Source organism: Serratia sp. SCBI, from assembly GCF_000747565.1.
Lineage (GTDB): Bacteria > Pseudomonadota > Gammaproteobacteria > Enterobacterales > Enterobacteriaceae > Serratia > Serratia ureilytica.
In genome coordinates, this window is record NZ_CP003424.1 from 535,746 (window position 1) to 561,701 (window position 25,956).

18 protein-coding genes and 1 pseudogene are annotated in these 25,956 nt (G+C 49.7%); 14 read left to right on the forward strand and 5 right to left on the reverse strand.

Annotation, left to right across the window (positions count from 1 at the left end; genetic code table 11):
• Nucleotides 1-37: 37 nt before the first annotated feature.
• From drmD (SERRSCBI_RS25210) to SERRSCBI_RS02465, 9 genes and pseudogenes are all read left to right on the forward strand, one after another.
• Complete coding sequence (gene drmD, locus SERRSCBI_RS25210) at nucleotides 38-1,306, forward strand: DISARM system SNF2-like helicase DrmD (protein WP_255352645.1); 1,269 nt, start codon at nucleotides 38-40, stop codon at nucleotides 1,304-1,306.
• On the forward strand, nucleotides 1,299-3,179 hold the full coding sequence (gene drmD, locus SERRSCBI_RS25215; RefSeq protein WP_304413583.1) for a DISARM system SNF2-like helicase DrmD: 1,881 nt from the start codon (nucleotides 1,299-1,301) through the stop codon (nucleotides 3,177-3,179). Before drmD (SERRSCBI_RS25210) ends, drmD (SERRSCBI_RS25215) begins: the two co-directional genes overlap by 8 nt.
• The gene (locus SERRSCBI_RS02450) at nucleotides 3,176-7,255 is read left to right on the forward strand and encodes a type IIL restriction-modification enzyme MmeI (RefSeq protein WP_198036332.1); all 4,080 of its coding nucleotides are present in this window, start codon (nucleotides 3,176-3,178) and stop codon (nucleotides 7,253-7,255) included. Before drmD (SERRSCBI_RS25215) ends, SERRSCBI_RS02450 begins: the two co-directional genes overlap by 4 nt.
• Entirely contained in the window at nucleotides 7,255-7,761 is a 507-nt protein-coding gene (locus SERRSCBI_RS23900) for a P-loop NTPase fold protein (RefSeq protein ID WP_071883523.1), read from the forward strand. The genes SERRSCBI_RS02450 and SERRSCBI_RS23900 overlap by 1 nt, the downstream gene beginning before the upstream one ends.
• A gap of 12 nt (nucleotides 7,762-7,773) precedes the next feature.
• Nucleotides 7,774-11,751 carry a DISARM system helicase DrmA gene (drmA, locus tag SERRSCBI_RS02455; protein WP_042783584.1) on the forward strand — a complete coding sequence of 1,326 codons (3,978 nt, stop codon included), beginning with the start codon at nucleotides 7,774-7,776 and terminating at the stop codon, nucleotides 11,749-11,751.
• 2 nt (nucleotides 11,752-11,753) lie between these two features.
• Nucleotides 11,754-13,613: a DUF1998 domain-containing protein gene (drmB, locus tag SERRSCBI_RS23905; RefSeq protein ID WP_071883524.1), complete on the forward strand. Its 1,860-nt coding sequence runs from the start codon at nucleotides 11,754-11,756 to the stop codon at nucleotides 13,611-13,613.
• A gap of 1 nt (nucleotide 13,614) precedes the next feature.
• A complete protein-coding gene (gene drmC / locus SERRSCBI_RS23910) occupies nucleotides 13,615-14,376 on the forward strand; it encodes a DISARM system phospholipase D-like protein DrmC (protein ID WP_071883525.1) in 762 nt (253 codons plus the stop codon).
• 99 nt (nucleotides 14,377-14,475) lie between these two features.
• The gene (locus SERRSCBI_RS24625) at nucleotides 14,476-14,769 is read left to right on the forward strand and encodes a hypothetical protein (RefSeq protein WP_156965083.1); all 294 of its coding nucleotides are present in this window, start codon (nucleotides 14,476-14,478) and stop codon (nucleotides 14,767-14,769) included.
• Between the two features lie 42 nt (nucleotides 14,770-14,811).
• Nucleotides 14,812-15,921: pseudogene (locus SERRSCBI_RS02465) on the forward strand (IS3 family transposase).
• 205 nt (nucleotides 15,922-16,126) lie between these two features.
• On the opposite strand, the gene SERRSCBI_RS02470 reads toward SERRSCBI_RS02465, so the two are convergent.
• From SERRSCBI_RS02470 to SERRSCBI_RS02480, 3 genes are all read right to left on the reverse strand, one after another.
• Nucleotides 16,127-18,016: a DUF262 domain-containing protein gene (locus tag SERRSCBI_RS02470; RefSeq protein WP_042783586.1), complete on the reverse strand. Its 1,890-nt coding sequence runs from the start codon at nucleotides 18,014-18,016 to the stop codon at nucleotides 16,127-16,129.
• A 709-nt stretch (nucleotides 18,017-18,725) separates the two neighbouring features.
• Complete coding sequence (locus tag SERRSCBI_RS23915; RefSeq protein ID WP_071883526.1) at nucleotides 18,726-19,487, reverse strand: HNH endonuclease; 762 nt, start codon at nucleotides 19,485-19,487, stop codon at nucleotides 18,726-18,728.
• Between the two features lie 168 nt (nucleotides 19,488-19,655).
• Nucleotides 19,656-19,964 carry a hypothetical protein gene (locus SERRSCBI_RS02480; RefSeq protein ID WP_042783589.1) on the reverse strand — a complete coding sequence of 103 codons (309 nt, stop codon included), beginning with the start codon at nucleotides 19,962-19,964 and terminating at the stop codon, nucleotides 19,656-19,658.
• 406 nt (nucleotides 19,965-20,370) lie between these two features.
• Between SERRSCBI_RS02480 and SERRSCBI_RS02485 the strand changes: the two genes are divergently transcribed.
• The 5 genes from SERRSCBI_RS02485 to SERRSCBI_RS02505 all read left to right on the forward strand — a co-directional run bounded on the left by SERRSCBI_RS02485 (nucleotide 20,371) and on the right by SERRSCBI_RS02505 (nucleotide 22,941).
• A complete protein-coding gene (locus tag SERRSCBI_RS02485) occupies nucleotides 20,371-20,784 on the forward strand; it encodes a putative T6SS immunity periplasmic lipoprotein (protein ID WP_042785635.1) in 414 nt (137 codons plus the stop codon).
• Nucleotides 20,785-20,933: 149 nt separating this feature from the next.
• Nucleotides 20,934-21,758 carry an RNase A-like domain-containing protein gene (locus tag SERRSCBI_RS02490; RefSeq protein WP_042783591.1) on the forward strand — a complete coding sequence of 275 codons (825 nt, stop codon included), beginning with the start codon at nucleotides 20,934-20,936 and terminating at the stop codon, nucleotides 21,756-21,758.
• A gap of 4 nt (nucleotides 21,759-21,762) precedes the next feature.
• Complete coding sequence (locus SERRSCBI_RS02495) at nucleotides 21,763-22,083, forward strand: contact-dependent growth inhibition system immunity protein (RefSeq protein ID WP_049866643.1); 321 nt, start codon at nucleotides 21,763-21,765, stop codon at nucleotides 22,081-22,083.
• A 116-nt stretch (nucleotides 22,084-22,199) separates the two neighbouring features.
• Complete coding sequence (locus SERRSCBI_RS02500; protein ID WP_042783593.1) at nucleotides 22,200-22,499, forward strand: contact-dependent growth inhibition system immunity protein; 300 nt, start codon at nucleotides 22,200-22,202, stop codon at nucleotides 22,497-22,499.
• A 22-nt stretch (nucleotides 22,500-22,521) separates the two neighbouring features.
• Nucleotides 22,522-22,941 (forward strand): putative T6SS immunity periplasmic lipoprotein, encoded by a 420-nt coding sequence (locus tag SERRSCBI_RS02505; protein ID WP_042783595.1) that lies wholly within the window; start codon nucleotides 22,522-22,524, stop codon nucleotides 22,939-22,941.
• A 14-nt stretch (nucleotides 22,942-22,955) separates the two neighbouring features.
• On the opposite strand, the gene SERRSCBI_RS02510 is transcribed toward SERRSCBI_RS02505, so the two are convergent.
• Both SERRSCBI_RS02510 and ascF read right to left on the reverse strand, forming a co-directional pair.
• Complete coding sequence (locus SERRSCBI_RS02510) at nucleotides 22,956-24,386, reverse strand: 6-phospho-beta-glucosidase (protein WP_042783597.1); 1,431 nt, start codon at nucleotides 24,384-24,386, stop codon at nucleotides 22,956-22,958.
• Between the two features lie 16 nt (nucleotides 24,387-24,402).
• Nucleotides 24,403-25,845, reverse strand: a complete 1,443-nt coding sequence (gene ascF / locus SERRSCBI_RS02515; protein ID WP_042783598.1) for a PTS cellobiose/arbutin/salicin transporter subunit IIBC — start codon at nucleotides 25,843-25,845, stop codon at nucleotides 24,403-24,405.
• Nucleotides 25,846-25,956: the final 111 nt, after the last annotated feature.

Consider the following 25,956-nt stretch of genomic DNA (forward strand, 5'->3'; position numbering starts at 1 on the left):
AATCATTTGGTTATCTGAATTAGAGTCTGGAAACAATATGGAAATTTCTAATACACCTGATATCCGAGTACAGCGAACTATTCCAGAACCCGGTCAGTTGGTTGAGGTCCGTCGGCGTCAATGGATTGTTGTGGAAGTTACTTCATCTCAATTGTTATCTGCCTCAGCTCAACAGCACGCAGTAACTTTGTCATCTATTGATGAAGATGGTTTGGGGGAAGAACTTGAGGTTATTTGGGAAATTGAGGTAGGTGCCCAGATTATTGAGCGAGCTGGGCTGCCCACAATCAGTGGCCAAGACGACTCCAGCACTCTTAATGCTTTCCTTGACGCAGTGCGCTGGGGAGCTGCCACTAATGCTAACCGAGGCTTCCTGCAGGCCCCATTTCGCAGTGGCGTTAGTATAGAAGACTTCCAACTCGATCCGTTGGTGCGTGCAATTGATATGGCCCGTGTCAATCTCCTCATAGCCGATGATGTCGGTTTAGGTAAGACTATTGAGGCTGGATTAATCATTCAGGAAATGCTGCTTCGACATCGAGCCCGTACAGTCCTGATTATCTGCCCTGCGTCGCTACAGGAAAAGTGGCGGATGGAGATGCAGGAAAAGTTTGGACTGGAATTTCAAATCGTCGACACTCGCTACATCAAGCAATTACGCCGAGAACGCGGGATCCATGCCAACCCGTGGACATCACATTCTCGACTGATCACATCCATGGATTGGGCCAAAAGTGGCGAAGGCTTGAGAGCTATGCGCGATGTGTTGCCCTTGTATAGCAGCTACCCACGCAAGTTCGATCTATTGGTCATTGACGAAGCACATAATATCGCACCGGCTGCTGGGGCAAACTACGCATTAGAGAGTCAGAGAACGCGCTTCATACGTTCAATCAGTCCTCACTTCCAGCACAGGTTATTTCTGACCGCTACGCCACATAATGGCTATACCGAATCCTTCACCTCACTGCTCGAACTTCTGGATGACCAACGTTTCGCCAGAAATATACTCCCGGACGATAAGCAGCTCAATCAAGTAATGATTCGTCGCCTCAAGAGCGATCTCGTCGATGCTGACGGCAATCTACTTTACGCCCAACGTAAGCTTGAAGCCTTACCGATCTTATACACTGCCAAAGAACGCGAAATTCACTCAAAACTTAATGACTACTGCAAGAGCCGAGAACTAGGTGCAGAGAAAACCGGTAGCACATTCGGGACTGCTTTCGTGAATCAGCTACTAAAAAAAACGGCTCTTTTCCTCCCCTGCGGCCTTCGCATCAACACTCGAAAAACACATCGCTAGTCTGACTTATGGAAACCTGCGTAGTGATAATAGTCCGATGGACGATCGCATCTTGCGCAAAGCTATTCTTCGTGTTGATGAAGATTACGCTAACGACCAAGAGGTAGAGAACGCGCAATCTGAGGCTGTTGAAGAAGCTTCATGTCGAGCTCAGCCGCTCACGACCGACCAGAAACAAATGCTGAGTGAACTACGTAAATGGGCACAGATAGCCAGAAACCAAGTCGATTCCAAAGCTAAAGCCGTGCTCAGCTGGCTTGATACCAATCTGAAAACAAACGGTCATTGGAACGAACATCGGGTAATTCTGTTCACTGAATATCGCACTACCCTCCAGTGGATACATGAGGTCCTAGCCAGCCATGGATTTGGTGGGGAGCGCCTTGCGATCCTACATGGTGGTATAGCGCAGGACGAACGTGAGAAAGTAAAAGCAGCCTTCCAGACCGCTCCCAAAGACTCTGCCGTTCGTATTCTTCTTGCTACCGATGCAGCATCTGAAGGTATCGATCTGCAGAACCACTGTAACTGCTTAATCCATCTTGAGATCCCCTACAATCCCAATGTCATGGAACAGCGCAATGGTCGTATTGACCGTCATGGTCAACGCCAGAAAGAGGTGTTGATCTGGCATCCTGTCGATGGCGATGAAAATAGCCAAGCTAGCATTGGAGGCCATAGTGGGGACATCATCCGAGCTCTACGTAAGCTCGAATCTATGCGATCAGACATGGGTAGTGTCAATCCGGTTATCGCGCCACAGATGTCGAAGCTGATTGAAGGATCTATCAGGGATTTTGATACTCGTATTGCAGAAGCTCGGATTGCCAAAACTAAACGATTCGTAAGCGCCGATCGTGAACTGAAAGAGCGGATAGCCCGGTTACATGACCGGCTACTATCCACTCAAAACGATTTCCATCTAACGCCAGAACATATCCTCATGGCTGTAAATACGGGACTTTCTTTGGCAGGCCGACCACATTTGGAGCCGTTTGCTCTTCCGGATGCTCCAGCTGGTTCAACATTCAAAATGCCAGCATTGTCAGGATCCTGGGCTCGTTGCCTGGAGGGGCTACGCCATCCCTATACTCTACAAACTCGCCCTATCACCTTTGACCATACCGTGGCGAGAGGACGTGACGATGTCGTACTCGTTCATTTGAATCATCGACTGGTACAGATGTGCCTACGTCTGTTACGAGCAGAAGTATGGGCTCGCGATGACGTGAAGAAGTTGCATCGTGTTACTGTACGTTCGGTGCCCGATACACTAATTGATGGCCTTGCCGTAGTAGTTAGTTCAAGGCTGGTTATCACCGGAGGCAATTACCATCGCCTCCACGAAGAGTTGACAACAGCTGGAGGTTATCTTGGGGATAAATCCTTCCGCCGTGAAGAAGGGGTCAGTAAAGTTCAGCTATGGCTAGATAATAGTAAGCCAATGACAGCTTCTGACTCACTATTTGATGATATCCGTATTCGTTTTGAGCGTGCACAACACGCTCTTTTACAGTCAGTGAACGCTAGGTCAAAAGACCGGCTCAAAGATTTGAGTAATACTCTTCAGCTCAGTAAGAATCGAGAATTGACGGACATTAGCACAGTGCTTGATGAACTTGAAAAAACCATCTGTATCGAATTAAAAAAAGATCAACAACCTGAGCAATTTTCACTGTTCTCAGAGGATGAACGAACCCAGCTCAAACGTGACACCGCAGCTCTGAAAGCTCGCCTTTTACGTATTCCTGAAGAGCGTGAACAGGAGATCCAAGCCATCGAAACTCGCTACGCTAAACTCGACGATCGTACTTTTCCCGTTGCTGTTACCTTCCTAGTACCTGAATCTACTGTTCAGAGGGGGGAAGCATGAGTATGGCCAGCATACACGATGATTGGCTCTCGCTAATCGACATTTCAGGCCCCTTCCTTGCTGTACCAGTACTAAAAGATGCATTCCCGCAAGGGCTGGAAGAGCTAGACGCTGCTAAGCGCAAACGACTGCGCCAAGCTTACGATGAGTGGCGAGAAGCACTGGAACAAGAAGATCCTCAGTTCAACAAATTGCATTTCGCGTGGATTGAAGAAGTTCTTTCACGTGGCCTTGAGTTTGATGAGGACGGGAAAGGTGATGTACTGAAGGGCACAGATTGGTGCGCCGCCAACTTGAACACTTTTCTCCCTGATCATGGCATAGCTCTGTCACCAACTCTAGCAATTGTCGACGAGCAATGTGCGAACAAGCCTTTGATGCTCATTCATACCTATGCGCAAGATATCGATCTTGACGCAACGTTGAAAATAGACGGATGGGCCACTACACCCACGGAACGTATGGTTCAGCTGTGCCGCTCTAGGGAGTGTCGCCTTGGTTTGGTGACCAATGGCGAACGCTGGATGCTGGTGGATGCCCCTGTAGGCGCTGTCACCAGCTTCGCCAGCTGGTATGCTCGAATCTGGAACCAGGAGCCCATAACACTGCAGGCCTTCGTGCACCTGCTCGGTATCCGCCGTTTCTTCGTCGATGAATCCGAACAACTACCCGCATTGTTCGACAGTTCTCTGAAATATCAGGATGAAGTAACCGATGCACTGGGTGAACAAGTACGTCGCGCTGTAGAAGTATTAATCCAGTCCCTTGATAAAGCTGATCAGGATCGCAACCGTGAACTACTTTACAACGTAAAAGAATCCGAACTCTATGAAGCGGCTCTGACAGTGATGATGCGCTTAGTGTTTCTGCTCTCGGCAGAGGAGCGCGGCCTGCTTCTTTTGGGCGATGAACGATACGAAGCCAACTATGCACTTTCCACCTTACGTATGCAGTTACGCAAGGTACCCGAAGAAATCCTAGAACGACGCTGGGATGCCTGGTCGCGCCTACTGGCAGTCTTCCGTGCTGTTTTCTGCGGGGTGGAACATGAAAATCTTCGTCTGCCTGCACTGGGTAGTTCACTATTCGATCCTGATCATTTTCCTTTTCTGGAAGGACGGGCTAAAGGTTCCAGTTGGCGGACAGATACAGCCAAGCCACTGCCGATTGATAACCGCACAGTTCTGTTGTTGCTAGAGGCTATCCAGCAATTCCAGGGCCGAACACTCTCATATCGCGCACTGGACGTCGAACAAATCGGTTACGTGTATGAAGGTCTGCTGGAACGCACCGTAAGGCGCACCGATGAAGTCACACTGGAACTGGATGCCACCAAGAAATCACAGTATCCATGGGTCAAACTAGCCGAGCTAGATTCAGCAAGCATGAACAGTCCTGAGAAGCTAGTTGAGTTGCTGCAAGAGCGCTCCGGTAGTTCTGTCAGCCGGGTGCGCAAAGATCTGGCCAGGGACGTTGATGATACCTTGGCTGATCGCCTACTCACTACCTGCCAAGGTGACATCCAGTTACGTGACCGTATCAAACCTTACGCCCATCTGCTGCGCACTGACCCTTGGGGTTATCCGCTAGTCTACCCCGCTGGTGCCTTCATCGTCACAAGCGGTTCCAACCGACGCGAGACTGGCACCCACTACACACCAAAATCGCTTACTGAAAACATCGTTACTGAAACGCTAACACCGATAGCCTACATCGGCCCGGCTGAAGGCACACCGCGTAAAGCGTGGCAACTCAAATCCCCCACTGAACTACTCGACCTTAAAATCTGTGACCCTGCGATGGGTTCGGGTGCTTTTCTGGTACAAGCTTGTCGCTGGCTGGCCGATCGCCTCGTCGAAGCCTGGTCGCAGGCTGAAGCAACAGGAAAAATGATAAGTGTGGACGGAGACGTACTGGAGGATCTGGATACTAAGGAGCGGCTACCACGAGATACTGATGCACGTATCGTAATAGCCCGACGCCTCATCGCCGAGCAATGCTTATATGGTGTAGATTTGAACCCGCTGGCAGTCGAGCTTGCCAAGCTTTCCATCTGGCTGGTAACACTGGCGAAAGGGCTGCCCTTCGGCTTTCTTGATCACAGTCTGCGTTGTGGAGACAGTCTGCTTGGTATTCATCGGTTGGACCAGCTCACCAAATTATGCATGACACCAGAACAAAAGGGAAAACGAAGTGACCGTCTGTTTGGCAAAGACATAGAGAGATCAGTACGACAAGCAATCGAACTTCGCCAACGTTTGCGCGCTATGCCAATACGTGACATTCACGACGTAGAGATCATGGCTAGTTTAGATGCTAGGTCTCGTGGCCATCTTGAAGTGCATAAACTAATTGCCGATGCGTTTATTACCGAGGTATTGGTCTCCGGGGGCAATTCGCCCACACTAGAGAATGCGCTTTCCTCACTCTCCATTTTGGCAGACCAGGCAGTAGGTGGAAGCATTGAGGCTACTCAATCTATTGCAAACCGTATTTCCAACTCCTTTACCAGTGATCTGACACTTGGACATGCACGGCGGCCATTCCATTGGCCTTTAGAATTTCCCGAAGTTTTTTTAAGAGAACGATCCGGATTTGATGCATTCGTAGGAAACCCACCATTTCTCGGTAATCGCCTATGGAAAAGTTCAATGGGTGATAAGTTGCAATGGCAATGTCAGATGATTCTAGGAACACCGCCCGGTAAAATCGACTTAAGTGTTGTCTTCCATCGGCGTGTTGTCGATTTGCTTCGAGCAGATGGATGTTATGGTTTGCTGGCCGCAAGCAACATCGCCGAAGGAAGCGCGGTTGCTATTGGTCTGGGTATGATCGTTAAAAACGGTCACATATATTTCTCCAGAAAAGGTATGCCATGGCCTGGTACAGCTTCTGTAGTTGTTGCTGTTATTGGTTTTTTCAAAGGACGATGGGCAGGAAAATGTGATTCTGAGGGGAATTCTTGTAATCGTATCGGTGCACGTTTAGAACCTGAAGCTACGGATACTTGGATACCCAAAGAGCAACCTGATTCTATCATAAGTTTTGAGGGCGTAAATAATAGCAAGGGGATGGCATTTGTATTAACCGAAGAAAATCCTTGGTTCTATCAACTCAAAAACGAATCGAATAGCCTTCTGCGCCCATACATCACCGGAGACGATATAACAAGTTATGCACTTCGTAGAACCGACCGTTGGGCTCTGGATATCGCAGACAGAAATCTGGAAGACATTGAGAAAAACTGGCCCATTGCATTCCAATTTTTAATTCAAGAAGTTCAACCAACCCGAACTCCTCAAGCCTTGAAAAGCTACAAAGGACTCTATGACCGTTGGTGGCAATTCTGGAACCATCGAGCCGAGCTCATGCGCAAGTTGCGCAAACAAGAATATTTCATTGCCTTCGCAAAAGTGACCAAGTATCCGTTTTGCTTAATGACTCCCACTGAATGGATCTATACAAATAAAATCCTGCTTATTGGTGCAGATAGAGATGATCTTTATGCCATTTGTTTAAGCTCATTTTTCCGAAGCTGGCTCTATGCATTCTCTGTCCGTAGTTTGGGGGCAGACACTAATACACTCACGCTTTCCATTCGAGAAGCTGTATCAACTTTCACGTTACCAATAACGAGAGTTTCGAATGTCGGTTGTAACTATGCACAACGTTTTCAAAACGTTCTCGTCGCATGGAGCGAGCAAAATAACTGTGGTTTAACCAGCGCAATGAATGCCGTAAACACGCCAAGCTACAATGATCCCGTCATAAACGAACTACGCCAAATAATGGTTGGAATAGACGCTGAAGTTGCACAGGCTTATGGATGGAATGATCTTGATATTTCATACGATTTTCAGGAGTTCAATAGTGGCTCAGTAAGAGACCCGTGGCGCTGGGCACTTTCAGAAGACCTAACAACAGAGTTGATGCGACGACTTACTGAGCTAAACCGGCAACGTTTTGAGGAGTTTTCGTTGACTCAGAAAAATGCTGCTAATCCAGTTAAACGCGGGCGCCGCTCAAAAGCAGACGCTACGGTAAACTTACTTGATTTGTCTGATGGTGCGAACTAATGACTAATCTCTCTACTGATCGTCCAAGCTCAGACCCGATAGAAGACCTGTTCGGGCACGCCCCTTTCGCAGAAAGCCTCACCAACAGCATTTGTCGCTATTCGGGTAATGATGGTTTAGTACTGGCCCTTTATGGGCCATGGGGTTCAGGGAAATCTACCGTACTGAGCTATGTGCGTCACTTCCTAGAACAACGCACAAAAGAAGAACAGCCCACTATAGTAACCTTTAATCCATGGTGGTTTCTGAATTTCTTATCCAAGTTTTATACACATACACGTTCACAGACCATGGGTGATTGGGCTGTACATCTTCAACCTCGTTTGAATCCAACCTGGTTAGAACAATATATTGACACTCAAGCTTGCTATGAGCGCCTGATAGGCCTGCGACAAAAAGGCCTCGTTCCAGACTCTGCACGAGAATCGCTAGAACAGTTCCTAAAAGAGTTTGAAATGCTCAAGGCAGGTAAGAATCCAGATGGCGTTGGTGCATTTGATGATTGATGGGAAGCACATATGACTGATAACAACAAATCTAGTAAAACACCGAACGCTTGGATCGCCATTGACCATAACTTTTCAAGAGCTCAAGTATTAACATACTACACGCTACAGTTAAAAGGTGAACATTCACTGCACCAAGCCATCTCTGACAATGATTGGATCTTAGTCCTAGATACTACAGGTAATATCACGCGAGTTGGACGAATCCTGCGGATACGTTCTGATCTTGAAACCACAACTATCTTTTTCGATCGAATGTTGCAGGTTAAGTCGGTGGTTTCGATCGGCATAACCCCATTCAAATTTCCTCCCAACGACAGAGCGGGTCGTATCCAATGGACTGACTTCATTGAGACCTTGCCTAAAGAGCTCCACATAACCATTGCAGACATACCAAAGATCGAGGATCAAACTTACATTCGCGAACTGCTGCAACTGGCTGTGATGGACGACTTGCTTGGCCCTGCTGGCGGCCCTAATGAGCTCATCGTCGATATGGGTGTACGCGACCGCTACCTAGTTGGCAAACTCGCCCCACGTGAAGCAGCCGAAAGAGGACAAGAGTTTCCTATTGATGCTGAAGATATTGAAGATGAAGAGCCAGACCTGATCGTCAAAGCGAAGACTGCAAAGGTGAACTCTCCCTCAGTCCTTGGTAGCGGCGAAACCGACACGGCAGAAGAGATTGATGCCGCCAGCAATCAGTCATTGGTGCCCAGTAGCCTCGGCATGACTTTCTGCGTGGATGGCGACGTCGATCGGGTCGAGATCGAAGCGCGTTGGGGACGGTATGAGCGTGTGCCAAATGATGAACATCAATTCTTTAAGTCCAATGGGCAAAAAGCTAAGGTGTGGAAACGCATTCCTTGTGGCGGCAAGATCGTACTCCCCCTGATCGAAGGCTCGATTTCACACAATGCTCCGGATAGTACTTCCCCAGAAGTTAGAGTGCAGGGTTCTATTAGAGCCAAAAATGACAATGGTGATCGACTGATTACACTCTTCCTCGTTAATGCGCAGGAAGAACCGGATACAAACCGTGATACAGCATGGGTGTTTCAACCAGAGCTGATCGTTCGAGCAGCGAAAGATGCTGCCAAGCCTGCCATTTTTAGGCGCAGACCGGTACTAGATGCAGATGGTATGGACCCAGAGCGCGAAGCACTTGAGATGATCTACCGAGATCGTGTTGAGTTCGCCGTGGGTCATGGAGTTGCAGTTCATGCAGAAATAGCGGATGACGTCACACTAGCCACAGAAGTGCGTACTACAGTGATGCCACAGTACGAGGTTCAGGCAACTGAGACTCCTGGGCTTGAGCTATCCGATCGTCCTGCTATGCGAGAAATGGTAAGTAGTGGTCTGCTTGATATGCAACGACTAGCCACTTTGGACATTGATCCATTAGTTGATGCCTTGAGTGTGCTAACTAATGACTACGCTACCTGGATTGATGAACAGAACTTGAATGTGAGCAGCAAGGCCAAGGGCTTCGATACCCAAGCACAAACGGCCATAAATCGTTGTCAGGAGATCCATACCCGCCTGCAAGAAGGTATCAATACACTTAAGTCTAATGAGAATGCTCTGGCGGCCTTCCGTTTTGCCAATCAAGCGATGGCCACGCAACGCATACGCAGCTTGTATGCACTTGCCATGCGCCGAGGCGAGGACGTTACCCTAGATAAGTTCGATGTTCTTAAGAACCGCAGCTGGCGTCCATTCCAGTTAGCTTTTCTGTTGCTGTCGATTCCATCCCTTGCGGATCCGTGTCACCCAGACCGAGTCAAACCTATTGAGGCTTATGCGGACCTGCTGTGGTTTCCTACCGGGGGTGGTAAGACTGAAGCCTATCTGGGTGTAGCCGCCTTCACCATGGCCATTCGACGTATGCAGGGCAATCTAGGCGGGTACGATAGCTCGCGTGGTTTGACTGTAATCATGCGCTACACCCTTCGTTTACTGACATTGCAACAGTTCCAGCGTGCTACAGCACTTATTTGTGCAATGGAAGTGCTGCGACGCGAAGCACTAAATAAGGGTGATAAATCCCTCGGAACGGAGCCATTCACTATTGGCCTATGGGTCGGCAATAAAGTGACTCCGGGAACGACTGAAGATAGCCATAATGCTATCGAAAAAACACGTAATCCGGGTAGTTATAATGCAGGAACAGCCTCCCCCGTCCAACTAACCAGCTGTCCATGGTGTGGTACCGAAATCGTTCCTGGGCAAGATGTCGAAGTTAAAAAGGATAAAGCTGGCGGCCGAACGTTTGTCTATTGTGGTGACAAAAAAGGACGCTGCGAATTTTCCAAGGGAAAATCCAGCACGCAACCACACCCAGGAATACCAGTACTGGTAGTAGATGAAGAAATCTACCATCGTCCTCCGACAATGATGATTGCCACAGTGGATAAGTTCGCCATGATGGCATGGCGTGGCCAAGTGCGGACTCTTTTTGGCCGAGTTGAAAAAGAATGTGAGCGGCACGGTTTACTCTGGCCTGGGGCCAATTGCACCGGAAACCACCAAGCTTTCAAAGGACAACCTTCCGCTAAAGTGAAAGCCATCCCCCCTATCCGACCGCCTGATTTAATTATCCAGGATGAGTTCCACCTGATAAGTGGGCCACTGGGTACCATGGTAGGTTTGTATGAAACTGCAGTCGACGAGCTGTGTAGCTGGACGCTCAACGGAAAAACGGTCAAACCGAAAATCATCGCCTCAACGGCGACGGTGCGCAAAGCCAAAGAGCAAGTAAATAATGTATTTATGCGCCAAGTTTCGGTATTCCCACCACATGGACTAGATGTGGAAGACAACTTCTTCTCAGTTCAACGCCACATTAAGGATAAATTTGGGCGACGTTATCTTGGAGTCTGCTCACCCGGTAGCTCGCGCCCAGCAATGCTTATTCGTGTCTATACCGCTTTCTTAACTGCGGCACAGGAACTATTTGATCACTTCGGTGAACCTGCTGATCCTTATATGACTATGGTCGGCTACTTCAACTCTCTGCGTGAACTAGGTGGAATGAAGCGATTGGCAGAAGATGATGTGCAGACACGTTCCTATCGCGTGCAAATGAGCATGGTGGAACGGCCTGCATTGGCACAACGTAGTGTCAACAACATCCGCGAATTGACTTCTCGTGTATCCAGCCAGGATATCCCAAAGTACCTCGACAATCTTGAGGTCAAGTTTAAGGCCGAGTTTGATAGCTCTGCAGGTAAATACGTAACGAAATGGCAGGAGGGTGATACTCGCGCTATTGATGTAGTGCTGGCGACCAATATGCTGTCAGTGGGAGTCGATGTGAATAGACTCGGCCTGATGGCAGTGAATGGACAACCTAAGGGAACGGCCGAGTATATTCAGGCTACCAGTCGTGTTGGACGTTCATTCCCCGGCCTAGTTTGCACCGTACTTACGTGGGCCCGACCGCGTGACCTCTCTCATTACGAAACATTCGAACATTACCACGCCACCTTCTACAAGCATGTTGAGGCACAATCGGTAACGCCATTCTCTCCACGTGCAATGGATCGTGGTTTGACAGGGTCGTTGCTAAGTCTTATGCGTCTGAAGAATAACGAGTTCAGCCCAAATGAAGGTGCGGGTAAATTGGATATGTCAAACCAGAGTGAACTCGCTCATGCAATTGAAGTTTTAGCGACTCGTGCAGGCAATGTCGCGGAAGACAATGCACGTAAGCTGTTAGCTGAAAATGAACTGAAAGAGCGTGCAGACGAATGGGCCAAAGAAGCCAGTAAAGGCGGCCGAATTCTGGGATATGAAAAGAGAGGTCCCGATAAAGACAAGACTGTGGCGTTGATCAAATCACCAGGGCTTCAAGCTTGGGACAACTGGACTGTACCTATGTCAATGCGAGAAGTTGAGTCTGGTGTACGTCTGATTATGGACACCAAATTTATCAAGGACGATCACGATTGGAAACCTCGTCCTGCAACGAAAGACGAGGATTGAATATGATCATCAATAACAAAACTCCAGTCGGCGAAGTACGCCCTAGCCAGTTGCTATGGACTTATGGACCTGGCGCGCTAATCGATCTACCAAGCCTATCTGTAGTGACACTAGGTATTGACCGGTGGGAGCGAGAGCGCTGCCAGCCAATTCAAGAGGCCCGGCTTCTTGCTGCTGTGCGAAAGGTATTAGGCCCACAAGTCGAAAATTTGCGAATGCCACCCTTTCAGAAAAGCGAGCTCGTTGACCCTTGGTCAGCCGAGGCCAACATAGGTGTACCTGTTCGACCATTTCCCCGCTGGATGCGCTGTGTAAAGTGTGGCTTGCTATCGCCCTTTGATGATGGTCTGCTTGAGATCAAAGAGGATCGATTCAGAGCCGAACGAACTCGCTTTGTTCACAAAGGTTGTACAGGTTCTAAAGGGAATCTACCAGCTAAGGATGCTGATGCCGTTCCTGCACGTTTTCTGCTAGCCTGTCGTGACGGTCACCTAGATGATTTTCCATGGCACTACTTTGTCCATGGTGGCAATAGTACATGCAAAGGGACACTGCGCTTCTTTGAGAGTGGTGCATCCTTACAAACCGAAAACCTGTGGGTACGGTGTGATAGCTGTGAGGCGTCACGAAGCATGGCCCATGCCTTCGGCAAAGCAGGTAAAGAAAATCTCCCAGCTTGCCGAGGTCGACACCCACATTTGGATCAATTCGATATTGACTGCGGTGAAGAACCACGGGCAGTACTGTTAGGAGCCACAAACAGCTGGTTTCCGATCACACTTTCTGCATTGGCCATACCCCAATCAAAGAATCCTCTCAGTCAGTTGATTCAAGACGGATGGCCGTTATTTGAAGCAATTACAGCTGAAGTCATGGTTCCCATCGTTGTGCAAACACTCAAGCTAACTGGTGGTCTCCCTGGAATCGACAAATATAGCGTGTCAGACATCTGGTCAGCTATCGAAATGCATCGTTCTGGTGGCGATAGCGAATTTGTCGGTGAAGCCGATATCAAAGGTCCTGAATGGGAAGTGCTGACGGAGGCCAATCCTCCCACGGATTATCCACACTTCATGAGTAAGAAGATCGGAACACCAGCACAATTCATACCGTACATCAGCCGTGTATTACTACTTGAGCGACTACGAGAGGTCAATGCTCTGCTTGGTTTTACTCGAGTAGAGGCACCAGAAGGATCCGGAGAGATAAATGAACGTCCTCAGATGGCTAGCTTGGCACGCAATAAACCTGAATGGGTGCCAGCGAACCAGGTGCATGGGGAAGGTATCTTCATCCAATTCAATGAAAAGACTCTTGTAGCTTGGGAATCACTGGATGCCGTCAAGCAAGTAGACGAGATGCTTCGTGGTGGTCATACCGGTTGGCGTAACTCTCGTAATCTCGATCCGAATGAAGATTACCCTGGTATCCGATATGCCATGCTGCATACCCTATCTCATTTGTTGATCCGTGAACTAGCCTTGGAATGTGGATACAACGCAGCAAGTATTCGCGAACGTATCTATGCTGATACATCAAACGGCAGTCCACAAGCTGGTATCTTGATCTACACAGCAGCAGCTGATTCTGATGGCACACTGGGTGGTCTTGTAGATCTTGGTAAACCAGAGAATCTTGGTCGCTTGCTGGTACAAGCATTAAATCGTTCTAAGATCTGTTCTTCTGACCCACTATGTTCTGAACATAACCCGGAGAAAGATCGATCATTACATGCCGCAGCCTGCCATGCATGTACTCTGGTAGCAGAAACCTCCTGTGAGCAAGGCAATCGCTATTTGGATCGATCGCTATTAATACCAACACTTGAGCGTATTCACGCTGCATTTTTTAAGGGTTTTTAACATGGATGAACTCTTAGATGCTGTTGCCGAGCTAGTTTGTCTGGTTTCTCCTGAAAAGATACAAGCGATCGCTGGCCGAATTCGACGGACTGAAGCCTGCAAGGCTCTGCTGGTACTGCCAGGTGCAGTAGGAACTCCCAAGGCAAGTAACGCTATTGAGAGACTAGCAATTGCATGGCAAAACACCATGGTCAGTTCAGATGAACTAGCATCTATGCTTCTTGCTGCAAGCCATGTTTACTTTAAAGTTAGCTCTGAGCAAAGTACTGAACTTGTATGGACTGGTCCAACAACACCTTTTGTATCTGTTCGCCGTACAGAGCAAGTGTTGCTACAAATAATCAATGCGGCAAAACAGTCGTTATTTATTACCAGCTTTGTTGCCTATGATGTGTCGAGTATTGTGAATGAATTGAATATGGCTATAAAGCGTGGCGTTACCATTACAATGTTGCTGGAATCTTCACAAGAGCATGGTGGTAGTATCAATATTGATATAATCGGTAAGATGCAGACGCTTATACCTGGCGCACATATTTACGCCTGGAATAATAAAAGCAATGAATTTTCAGAAGGTCGAGTGCATGCGAAAGCAATTGTTGCCGATGGTCACACTTGTTTTATTACAAGCGCAAATCTAACTGGATATGCCATGGAGAGAAACATTGAAGCAGGAGTATTTATTACAGGCGGAGGGATTCCAGAAGCACTTAGTGATCATCTGTACTCTCTTATAAACACAAATATCATTAGTCTGATTTAATTTGTTCGGCTTGATATAAAAATGAATCTTCGTGCTAAGGATAAAAAATGAATACATATGAAAGTGGATTATTAGAAGTAGCTTGGTATCTGGCTAAGTATGGAAAAAAAAAGACCTCCTGAATCTCTGGGTGTTGACACATGGAAAGCAGCAATATCACTATTTTATTCAACATTTGGTGCAGGTAAGACGAGAGTTGAATTTTATAACAGTCTAAAAAACCACCGCGATCGTTTTGATTCTTGGCTAAGTGATGTACGCACAGGCTGGCGGAATGCTGATGGTTCTCCTGGCGAGCTCCCGATGCCTGCTCAGACTATTATGAACAAAATGAACAAAAATGAACAAACTGCCAGTGTAAGTATCCCGGTAAACCGAACCATTCACTTTTAGAGATCTTCCTACATACTGATTATGTCCTGTGAGGAGATCACCATGCGTAAAGCCCGATTCACCGAACACCAGATCATTGCCGTTCTGAAGTCTGTCGAAGCCGGACGTACCGTTAAGGATGTCTGCCGTGAAGCTGGTATCTCTGAAGCCAGCTATTACAACTGGAAAGCGAAGTTTGGCGGTATGGAGGCCTCTGATATCAAAAAGATGAAAGACCTAGAGGATGAAAACCGTCGCCTCAAACAGATGTTTGCTGATCTCAGCCTTGAATGCCGGGCACTGAAAGACGTTATCGAAAAAAAGCTTTAAAACCAGCGATAAAGCGTGAGCTCGTCGGTTACCTGACTGCGCAATTTACCATGAGCATTCGCCAGGCCTGCAGGACGTTATCGCTGAGCAGGACGGTCTATTTTTACCAGCCCGATACCCGGCGCGATGAACCGGTGATCAGGTGCTGACTGAGCTGGCAGAGCGCTACCCGCGATACGGTTTTAAGAAGCTATTCCAGCTGCTGCGCAGGCAAGGTAACAACTGGAACCATAAACGCGTTCACCGGATTTACTGCCTGCTGAAACTTAATTTTCGTCGCAAGGGAAAACAGCGTTTACCTGCGCGTAACCCGACGCCACTGGCAACGCGGAAGCGCTTAACCAGAGCTGGTCCATCGATTTTATGCATGATGCGCTGGTCTGCGGCAGACGCTTCCGGACCTTCAATGTGGTTGATGACTTTAACCGCGAGGCCCTCGCAATAGAAATCGATCTGAATATCCCGGCACAGCGGGTGGTCAGGGTGCTGGACAGAATAGTGGCAAACCGGGGTTATCCACTGAAATTGCGGATGGATAACGGACCAGAACTGGTCTCACTGACGCTGGCACAGTGGGCTGAAGAGCATGGAGTGATGCTGGAATTTATCAAACCGGGAAAACCAACGCAGAATGCCTTTATCGAACGGTTTAACCGGACGTACCGGACAGAAATCCTGGATTTTTATCTGTTCAGAACCCTGAATGAAGCGCGGGAGATCACAGAGCACTGGCTGATGGAATACAACAGCGAGCGACCTCATGAATCCCTGAATAACCTGACACCGGAGGAGTACCGGCTGATGGCCGAAAAACCGGAAATCTCAAAAAGTGCATGGAACTAAAACGGATGTGCTTACACTTACACCTCCTTCTGGCACAATGCTGACGGGACATGAGCACTCTCGGTGTTCGGACCAGAAATGGAATGGCCTGAATGAGAAGGGTAAGTCTTATAACAAAAGGGCCGCGAAAGCGGCCTTTTTTAGTCCGATGAAACCTAACTAGACTGTTGAAACGGCAGGCTTTGAAGTAATCTCACGCAAGACGTTAATCAGCTTGCGGCCACATTTTAAGTGCGGCATTCCCTAGCAACGCACCACGGGCGAGAATTTGTTCCTCATCCCATCTGTCTTTAGCGGTCAGAGGCACGTTCAAACGCAGGCTGGTATGGGCAAGAAAAGCATCGCGTTTTTTTAGAAAATCTGAGTGTTGGAGGGAACGATTCACGCTGAGGTTAAGTAACGTAAGATTTCCTAAAGTTGCTATTACTTGCTGCCGTTTCCTCACCAGTTCCTGATCAGGCGTCAGCTCCGCACCTGCAAGAACTATCTGAGCAACAGCTGATGCTTCTGTATCCGTAACAGATTGCCCATTTTCAAGAGGCCAGTGAGAGAACCACTGTTGAGGCATGAGGTGATCGATATCGAGGCTGGAAAGTTTAGGAGCATCCGGTTCCTCTGTTTTAACCTGACGGCGCAGTTCCCCTTCAAGCTCTGTCAGCATCATACGCATCTTCGGCGTATCAAGCCTGCCAGGATAAAGCTGTGCGGTGATACAGGCATTAAGGAATTCTGAGTCAGTCGGCCAGCGAGAAGCCTCGCCATTCAGATTCTTAAGGCTGTAGCGTAGCTCAACACTGGAAACGGCAGTTTTAGCCAGGTGCCGTAAGACAGCCATGAAAACGTTATTGTAGTTCTTAGGTGTCAGCCCACACACGGCTCTTCGCACCACATATGAGACTAGATCATTAAACATGATTGTCTTTTCAGTATCAGAGATGTCAGTGACTGAAATCAGGAGCGCAAGAGGATGAATAGTCGTCACGTCATAGGCTGCAATACGACGGCCAAAGCGCGCGACAGGAGTCGTACCACTATCTCCGATTAGTTCTTTATATTGATTAGCATAGCGAGTGAGAAGCGCGACCTGCTGATCGGCGCGGCGCGCAGGCATATCCTTAGTCACAAAGTCCCGGAATTCATTGTAAAGGCGTGATAAATCCACCTCACTGCGTTTTTCAGCCTGTAGCGTGGCGTGAATTAACCATTCCAGTCGGGGTTTATAAATACGACCACGGCGTTGATTTTCAGTCCAGTAGGGATCTTCAAAAGGCTTCCAGTCATTCTCATACAACATCGCAGCATCAATATCGTCACTTACAGCGCGCATAAAGATGTAATTGCGAATGAGATCAGTTGCATGAAGTTCTGCCCCACGGCCATTTAACGTTTCGAAAATGATTTGAGCATCATCCCCTTCCTCTAGGGTGATGTTGATCATTTTGAGGTCAGTCAGGACTGCATTAATCAAAGCCTCCGCATTTGAGGCTACAGGGTGCCCTTCCGCGTTTATGAACTGAATAAAAGCGTCACTAAAGAACCATAATGCTTCCAGTGAGGGTGGGTGGCTGAAATACTTACGCAGGGTCCCGTGTTGTGTGAAGTTTTCCGGATAGACCTCGCGAAGAGCTTCGACAGAGTCAACGTTGAGACTTTTAATAAAGTCTTTTTGATCACGGAATGTCGGCCAAAGTTTGAAACGTTCAACGTCTACATTACGCATAGTCTCTTCGTTTATGTTGCGCAAACAAGGCAATACGATCTTCTCCAGACCGGAAAGTCCTGTTGCACGAAGAGCAAGACGGATGGAAGCAAGAACATACTGAAGTGTAGTGAGCCGCTGTTGGCCATCAATGATGTGTGACGTATCCACCCCCAATAGGCTGTCTTTGGATTGTGGTTCAAGCACGATGGCCCCAAGGAAGTGAGGCGTTGGTTTTGTTTTAGAAAGTCTGCTCTCAGCTTTATCGATAATATCTTCTAATAAAGCTGACCATTGGTCTCTTAGTGTCCATACATAGGCTCGTTGATAAAATGGAACACAATACTGCCGACGATTCTGGAAGAGTTGATTGACGGTAAGCGGCTCTGATTTCATGGGGTTCCTATAATAACGTTAAGTATTTAAGAGATTAAGAAACGTAGGGTTGCCACCACCTATTCAGGTAACAAGCTCCTGTAGAAGTCAGTTAAGATGATGAGCATGGTCTACAGGCCAGAAAATTCAAGAGAGTGAATTATTCGACAGAACGCTCACTTCCGGAAACCCACGACAAGCCTATATAGCGTCCACCATAGCCTCAACCAACACGCAAAATCCCACCCCAACAATAACATTAAAAATCATGTGTTTACAAAAAACCTTCCATATCAACATCATCGCCACCCTGTCTGAGCCTTCATCTTCGTGCAAAAAAAATAAAAATATTAAACAAATTCAACCACTTTCACCAATAATTACAAGGACGCCAGCTGTATCCGGAATGTCCGTTCCTGGCACAGAGCTGCCTGTCAGAGTAGGTTTAGATCTGTACCATAGCCGTGTCAGGTCAAATCTGAGCTAATACAACTCAGCATGTTTGCTCGGGTTCGATGCCTAAGAACAATGAATTTTCGTGTTGGTATCTGTGTTGGTATAAAATGAAAGTGTTTTTTATTAACTATTTTAAATCATGAGGTTGAATGTTATGTGCGAGTCCGGCCATTCATAATGGCGGCCGAAAAATGTTTCTTGTGCCCCAACTCGGTCTTTCCCTTCTGACAATGCTCATTTAGCAACATTGGATCTGTAGTAATGATATGTAAGCCTAATTTCCAATGAAGATATTCTCTCTATGAAAAGCAAGATGAGCTTTATCTGGGGAATTATTTATAGGCGTGCTAATTATTTTACCTTCATATTTTTCAAAATTTTCCACATAGATACTACTTTTCAACTGCTTGATTTTATTTGACAGAACCAGTTTCAAATCTTCATCGAAAGTGATTAGCCCACGGTCAAAAGCCTTGTCATGCAGGCTGGACAGACACAATCCGTTACTAGGGTTAAGGCGTTGTTCGATCGAGTGGCTCCAAGGTAGTATATGACTAGCTACGAGCAATTCCGGTTCTTCTAATCCGGTGATACAGCAGCGATATTCGTACGCTTCCAATACATTCTTGCGGAACAGGTTTTGGTCTACACGTGTTTTGACTGTAGAGAGCTTATCTCTGCCACTGAAATCTTTTGGCTCTTCATCAAACTCAGGTACGGCTGGTTTCTCCAAGTGTTCCATTGCCGTTTGGCATTGCTGATTGAACAGATCCATATCTTGGCTCATTTCTTTCCACAGCTCTCGATCGGCATTGGAAGCGCCTTTCAAACCGCTTCGACCAGATTCGATAATATATGGATCCAAACTAGCGAGGTTAACCAGCTTCATGGCTAGTGCTGATGGCGTGCGTCCAATCAATTTTGCATAGTGGATTATATCGGGATTTCTCGAATGAAGTTTGCCAAACGGTATTTGGCTGTACAGAGTGAAAGCGATCAGTAATTCTTCTCTAGTCCAAAGTTTTGCAGCAGCCATACATCAATACCCAGCAGTTAACTCATCGATTTACCGAATGCGTTAACTATGCCAGGTAGGGGAGGAAATGCCTACCTTGATGAATGCTTTTGTTGTGATATGTCAGTCAGATCTATTGGAAATCGTGGGTGGGAAGGGCGATGAGTATCGCCCTGATTGCCATTTACGTTAGCCGCAGGCTTCCATCTCCCGCAACGCCCGCCCGTAAAGATTACACAGCGCAGGAACCAGATGGGCCGTAGCATTGAGATAGCGATTCAGCTGTTCCCAGCCTTCGGTATCCAGCTGTGGGTGCTTTTGCAGTAAATGGCCGAATAGCATCAGGCCGTGGCACAGACCTTCCGCTTGCTCGGCAGAGAGTGCGGCGAGGTCTAAGAGCTCTGAGGGATTGAAAGCGCTGAGATCGAGGTGGTTAAACAGTTGGCGATAGAGGGTAAGGGTGCTTGCAGCGGATTCTGTAGTGGGAACCTTTATCATGGGTGCATCTCCGTATGTCATTAGTTAATGACTATCACCAGAGACGCTAAACTCGGGTGGTAGCCCAGACGGGGTTAGCGTCACCGGGACATACGAACCGGCGCTTCTTGCGAAGCCCCCGCCTGAGCCACCATTATTTGGAGTGAACTAAAGCTGCTGCATTATTACATAATACAGCGGTAGTATGTCAGATTCGGAACGCTAACTCCGGCTACGGATCTTGCCGTAGCGAAAAAACTATAGCGTTATCAGTAAAAGGAAAAAATAACCTGTATGGAATTACAGTTTATTTACTTTTAGGATTGGAATGTACCTCGCAATTCGGCATGTCATCTTTGCGTCGAACTATCAGTCATCCATTCATGGATAATATTTCTTCATTAAGGTTTATAAATAATGGAATATGATGAAAGCTAATTGCGTACTGGTCATTGCAGGATCGATATTGTTAAGCGCCTGCACCGGCGATCGTCTCGATCAGCGCTATGCGCCGGACATCCCTATCACCGCCCATACTAAAGCGAATGGCGACATCTGCATCTATCCGTTACCAAAGGAAAATGAAAGGCCAGATACGCTCTATCTCAGTGGTGATACGGATGAGAAATTGATTGAGGTGGGGAATCGGGATCTTAAAAAGGGTATTTGTGTTACGCAGAACGATTACCCGTTTCAGGAAAATAATATCTACAGCATGAGGTTAAATTTTGTGCCGATTGATAAGCGCAGAAATCTGCAGGATGTTTCTGGCAGGGCATTTACTGCTCACTTCAAAGTGAAAAGATTCAATAATCACTTTGCTATCGAAAACATCCAATAACGAGGCGCTATATTGAAATAACAGTGCTTCAGCATTGTCCAAGCCTTGCAGATAAGGTGCCGGTTAATTCGGCGTTAACCGTTCCAGTATTTATCCTTTCTAGAGCTTATGTTAATCATACGGCTTTGCTCATTCACGGATGAACGAACATGGCGAATGAAGATGAGTTGCGTATTGCCCTGTCGCCGGTGCAGCTTGCGGCGGTGCTGTCTGATGAAAGCGTCACTGAAGGTGAAACGCTCAGTAACCGTCTGCTTGGCGGTTTGGGGCTTGCCGGTGGTGTCGTTGAGCTGATGGGGGCGGGGGTGTTGTGCTATGCGCCGGATCCGACGTTTATCACCAAGGTCGGGTGTGTGGTGGTGGGAACGCATAGCCTGGACAGCATCAAAGCCGCTTCCAATCAGATGATTACCGGGCAGCCAACGACGACTGATACTTATCAGTCTGCCGTTGTGTTGGCGCAAGCATTGGGTGCCGATCGGGAAACCGCCTATAACGTCGGTTTAACGGTCGATATTGCCGTGCCTTTTGTCTTTGCCGGAGCGGTTGGCGCTGTCAGAGTCGCATCCGTGCGTATGGGGCGGGTTAAGCTGGTTGAACATGAGTCCCCTACGGGGATGAAACCGGGTGGGCATACCATTAAACGTCATGTTGGGGTGACGAAAGAGCAACTGTTAGAGCGTTTAAAAAATCCACGAGTGAACAAAGCCTCTTCGTTTAAATCATTAGGGGCCGCGGAGGTCGCCGTCAGCTCGGCGTTAAAAGCAAATAAAGAGTGGGTAAAAATGTGGGCAACGAATCCTGTGGGAAGACCAAATCTGGAATTGACCCATATTATGTCCAGCGATATTGGTTATGGCCTGAGTAAAAATTCAACGCAATTAGTGAGAACATCTCGATTAAAGGTCGTGTTGCACTATCAGCAGTTTCAAGGTAAACCCTACTTCATACTGACAGCGTTTCCCGACTTTTGAGGTAATGATGAGATTGCACGGAGACTTCAGCGAACTCAGTAACTTATTCAGTATTTACTTCGGTCAGGATTATGATCTGTTTACTGATGCCGAAACGGCCGAGGGTGTGATTGACGGCTTTCTGGAGCAAAACGGCACTCAAGTCATCCGCGATATCCTCGAGGAGACTAAAGAGTTTCAGGCTACTTATGCAGGGCGTTTAGACGAAGGCATGGCGGAGCATTTTTCAGATGAGTTTGTGCCAGAGAGCTGGGGCACTACCGCGGTGGTGTTCTTTGCCATGTTGCAACGAAAAACGGAACAAAAGCTGGGCAGCTTTAATTAACGTAGAGGATGCCGAGTTATTCGAGCTTGGATCTCGGCCTGGCGTTGTAATTGAGCTCATATGCAGTAGTGTCAAACCCGACTTTATCCTTAGCGCTTTCCCTGCGAGATAAGCCGATGAAAACCAGCGAACTTGATAACCTGATCGTCGTTTATTTTGGTCAAGATTATGACCTGATAAATGCAGAGGGCGATATTACTGCGCTGATCGCAGAGTACATTCGTCTGGCGACTCATCAGCAGCGCGAGGCTTTGCTCAATGAGATAGATGAGCTACTGGCGCAGGATAATGTGGAGTCCTTATTCAACCAACGCTTCGGCTTTACCTTCAGCCCGGAGCTATGGGGAACCACGGTTCCCGCGTTTTTGCAGCAGGTGCGTAGTGCCCTCGCGAAGTCATTGACGCATACCAAATGAGGTCCCAGCATTTGAGGTAGTCATGAAACGGATCTTCCCCCTCGCATTCCCCTTCCTGCTCGCCGGTTGCCCGTCGATAGGCGATCGTATCCCCGTAGACTATCCCGCTACCGCCGGCTTGCGTGAGGGCAAAGTATGCATCACCGTTCAGCCGCAGGGAGACGAAAAGCTTGCGGGCATCTCGATCTACCGATTGGATGAGGCGCAGAGTCGCACGTTCAAATTCTTCGAGCCGCTGCGGGATATCGCCCCCAATCAGTGCGTCCCTGAAGAGGGCTACGTATTTACGCCGGGGCAGCAATACCATTTCTCCGCGAAGCTGGTCTCCCTCAATAAACAGCAGGCAGGTGAGTTCCCCTCTGCGCGTGAGTTCGTCTCCGAATTCGTTGTGCAGCAGGAAGGCAATCAACTTAGGTTGGAAGCCCTCCGTACCCCACGCTAACCCCACCGCCAAACCTACCCCAAATCCCCCCCATTGCTGGCGATCACTTTCTTATACCACCAGAACGATTTCTTGCGGGTGCGGGCGAGGGTGCCGTTGCCCTGGTCGTCGCGGTCGACGTAGACAAAGCCGTAGCGCTTGCTCATTTCGCCGGTCGAGGCGGCCACCAGGTCGATGCAGCCCCAGGTGGTGTAACCCAGCACCGGCACGCCGTCGGCGATGGCGTCGGCCATGGCGCGGATGTGTTCGCGCAGGTAGCTGATGCGGTAGTCGTCCTCAATCTCGCCTGCTGCATTGAACTCGTCGTGTGCGCCCAGGCCGTTTTCCACCAGGAACAGCGGCTTTTGGTAGCGGTCGTACATCATGTTCATGGTGATGCGCAGCCCCAGCGGATCGATGCCCCAGCCCCAGTCGCTGCGCGGCAGGTGCGGGTTCGCCAGCGATTTCACCACGTTGGCGGCGCTGCTGTTGTTGTCGTTCATGTCGGCGGAGGCGCAGCGCGAGGCGTAGTAGCTGAAGGAGACGAAGTCGACGGTGTGCTTCAGGATGTCGGCGTCTTCCGGTTCCATGACGATGCTGACGCCTTTCTCGCGGAAGACGCGGGCGGCGTAGGAGGGGTAAGCGCCGCGCGCCTGCACGTCGATAAAGAACAGGTTCTCGCGGTCTTTCTCCAGCGCGGCCCACACGTCTTCCGGCTTGCTGGACCATGGGTAGAAGTTGCCGCCGGCCAGCATGCAGCCCACCTGGTTGGCGGGGTTCACTTCGTGGGCGATGCGTGTCGCCAGCGCGCTGGCCACCAGTTCGTGGTGCGCGGCCTGGTATTTCACCTGTTCGGGGTTTTCGTCCGCTTCAAACACCAGCCCGGCGCCGGAGAACGGGCTGTGCAGCAGGATGTTGATCTCGTTGAAGGTCAGCCAGTATTTCACCAGCCCGTCGAAGGCTTCGAAGCAGGTGCGGGCGTAGCGGGTGAAGAACTCCACCATCCTGCGGCTGCGCCAGGAGCCGTATTCGGTCACCAGGTGCATCGGCACGTCGAAATGGCACAGGGTCACCAGCGGCTCGATGCCGTATTGGCGGCACTCTTCGAACAGGCTGCGGTAGAAGGCGATGCCTTCGGGGTTGGGCGTCAGCTCGTCGCCGTTGGGGTAAATCCGGCTCCAGGCGATGGAGGTGCGGAACACGGTAAAGCCCATCTCCGCCATCAGCGCGATGTCGTCGCGGTAGCGGTGGTAGAAATCGATGGCGTCGTGGCTGGGGTAAAACTCGTCGTCGCGCAGGCTAAAGCGCTTCTCCAGCCCGAGTTTGACCGCCATGCGGTTGGCGCCGTGCGGGATCATATCGACGGTGGTCAGCCCTTTGCCGCCCTCGCGATAGCCGCCTTCCGCCTGGTTGGCGGCCAAAGCGCCGCCCCATAAAAATCCTTTAGGGAATGTTGAGTCAGACATGCAATCCTCTGGTGTCTCAATGCGTTGCGCTGGCGGCGTTCGCCGCCGGTGCGGTTTGGCCGGGCGCGGCGGCGTTTTCCGGCAGATCCTCGAAGCCCAGTATTAGCGTGAGCGCGAACGACAGCACCACCGAGAGCGCCATCACCGCTACCACCCACACGATGCTCATCGGGTTGGCCGGATCGAAGAACTGCACGCTGGTGAACAGCCCGGGCGAGGCCATCGAATGGCTAGCCAACCCGCCGATGCCGGCGACCGCGCCGCAGACGAAGCCGCTGATCAGGCTGGCGATCAGCGGCCGTTTCAGGCGCACCGCCACGCCGTACAGCGCCGGTTCGGAAATCCCTGCCACGATGGCGGAGGCGGCGGCGGCCAGCGCGGTCTGGCGCAGCTCGCGGTTCTTGGTTTTCAGCGCCACCGCCAGCGAAGCGCCGCCCAGCGACAGGTTGGCGCCGATCTCCGAAGGCATCACCATGCCCTCTTTGCCGGTCTCGGCGATGGTCTGGATGATGGTCGGGGTGAACACCCGGTGCATGCCGGTGATCACCAGCAGCGGCCAAATCGCTCCCATGATGGCCACGGAAAGCCAGCCCAGGTAGCCGTGCACGGTGTAGACCAGCGCCGAAATGCCGCTGCCGATCCAGATGCCGAGCGGGCCGATAAGCAGAATGGCGATCGGCGCGGCGATCAGCACGATCAGCATCGGCTTGAGGAAGTTCTTGGTCACCGCCGGGGTGATGCGATCCACCCCGCGTTCGATGTGCGACAGGATCCAGGTCATCACCAGCGCCGGGATCACCGTGTAGGTGTATTTCACCGCCGTCACCGGGATGAAGGCGAATTCCACCGCCTGGCCCTGCGCCGCCTTAGCCATCAGATCGATAAAGTTGGGATGCACCAGCACCCCGGCGATGGCGATCGCCAATGACATGTTGGTTTTGAACTTCAGCGCCGCCGAGGCGGCGACCATCACCGGCAGGAAGAAGAACGCGCCGTCGCCGATCACGTTGAGGATGACGAGGGTCGAGGAGCCTTTCTCGAATACCCCGGCCATATCCAGGATCATCGCCAGCAGCTTCACCATCGAGCCGCCGATGATGGCGGGGATCAGGGGCGACATGGTGCCCACCAGCGCGTCGAGAATGTCGGCGCCGATGCCCTTCAGGGTGAGCTTGCGCTTCACCGGGGCGGCGGGGGATGCTGCGCCCGGCATGCCGAGCGCCAGCACCGCCTGATAGGCTTTGGCCACCTCGTTGCCGATGATCACCTGGCACTGCTCGCCGCTGTGCACCACACCCAGCACGCCGTCGATGGCCTTCAGCGCCGGCGTGTCGATCCGCGCTTTGTCTTTCACCACGAATCTCAGGCGGGTCATGCAGTGGGTTACGGCCTCGATATTGCCCGTGCCGCCCAGGGCGGCCACGATGGCGTGCGAGATCTCTGCGTAGTTCTTCGACATGGCGTGTCGTCTCTCAGATAGCAATTCGGATAGCCCAAAGGCGAATATTTACTGCCTGGGCGATCCGTCGTTCCATCCGTATGAAACGCCCATAAGAAACCGGTTTCACAA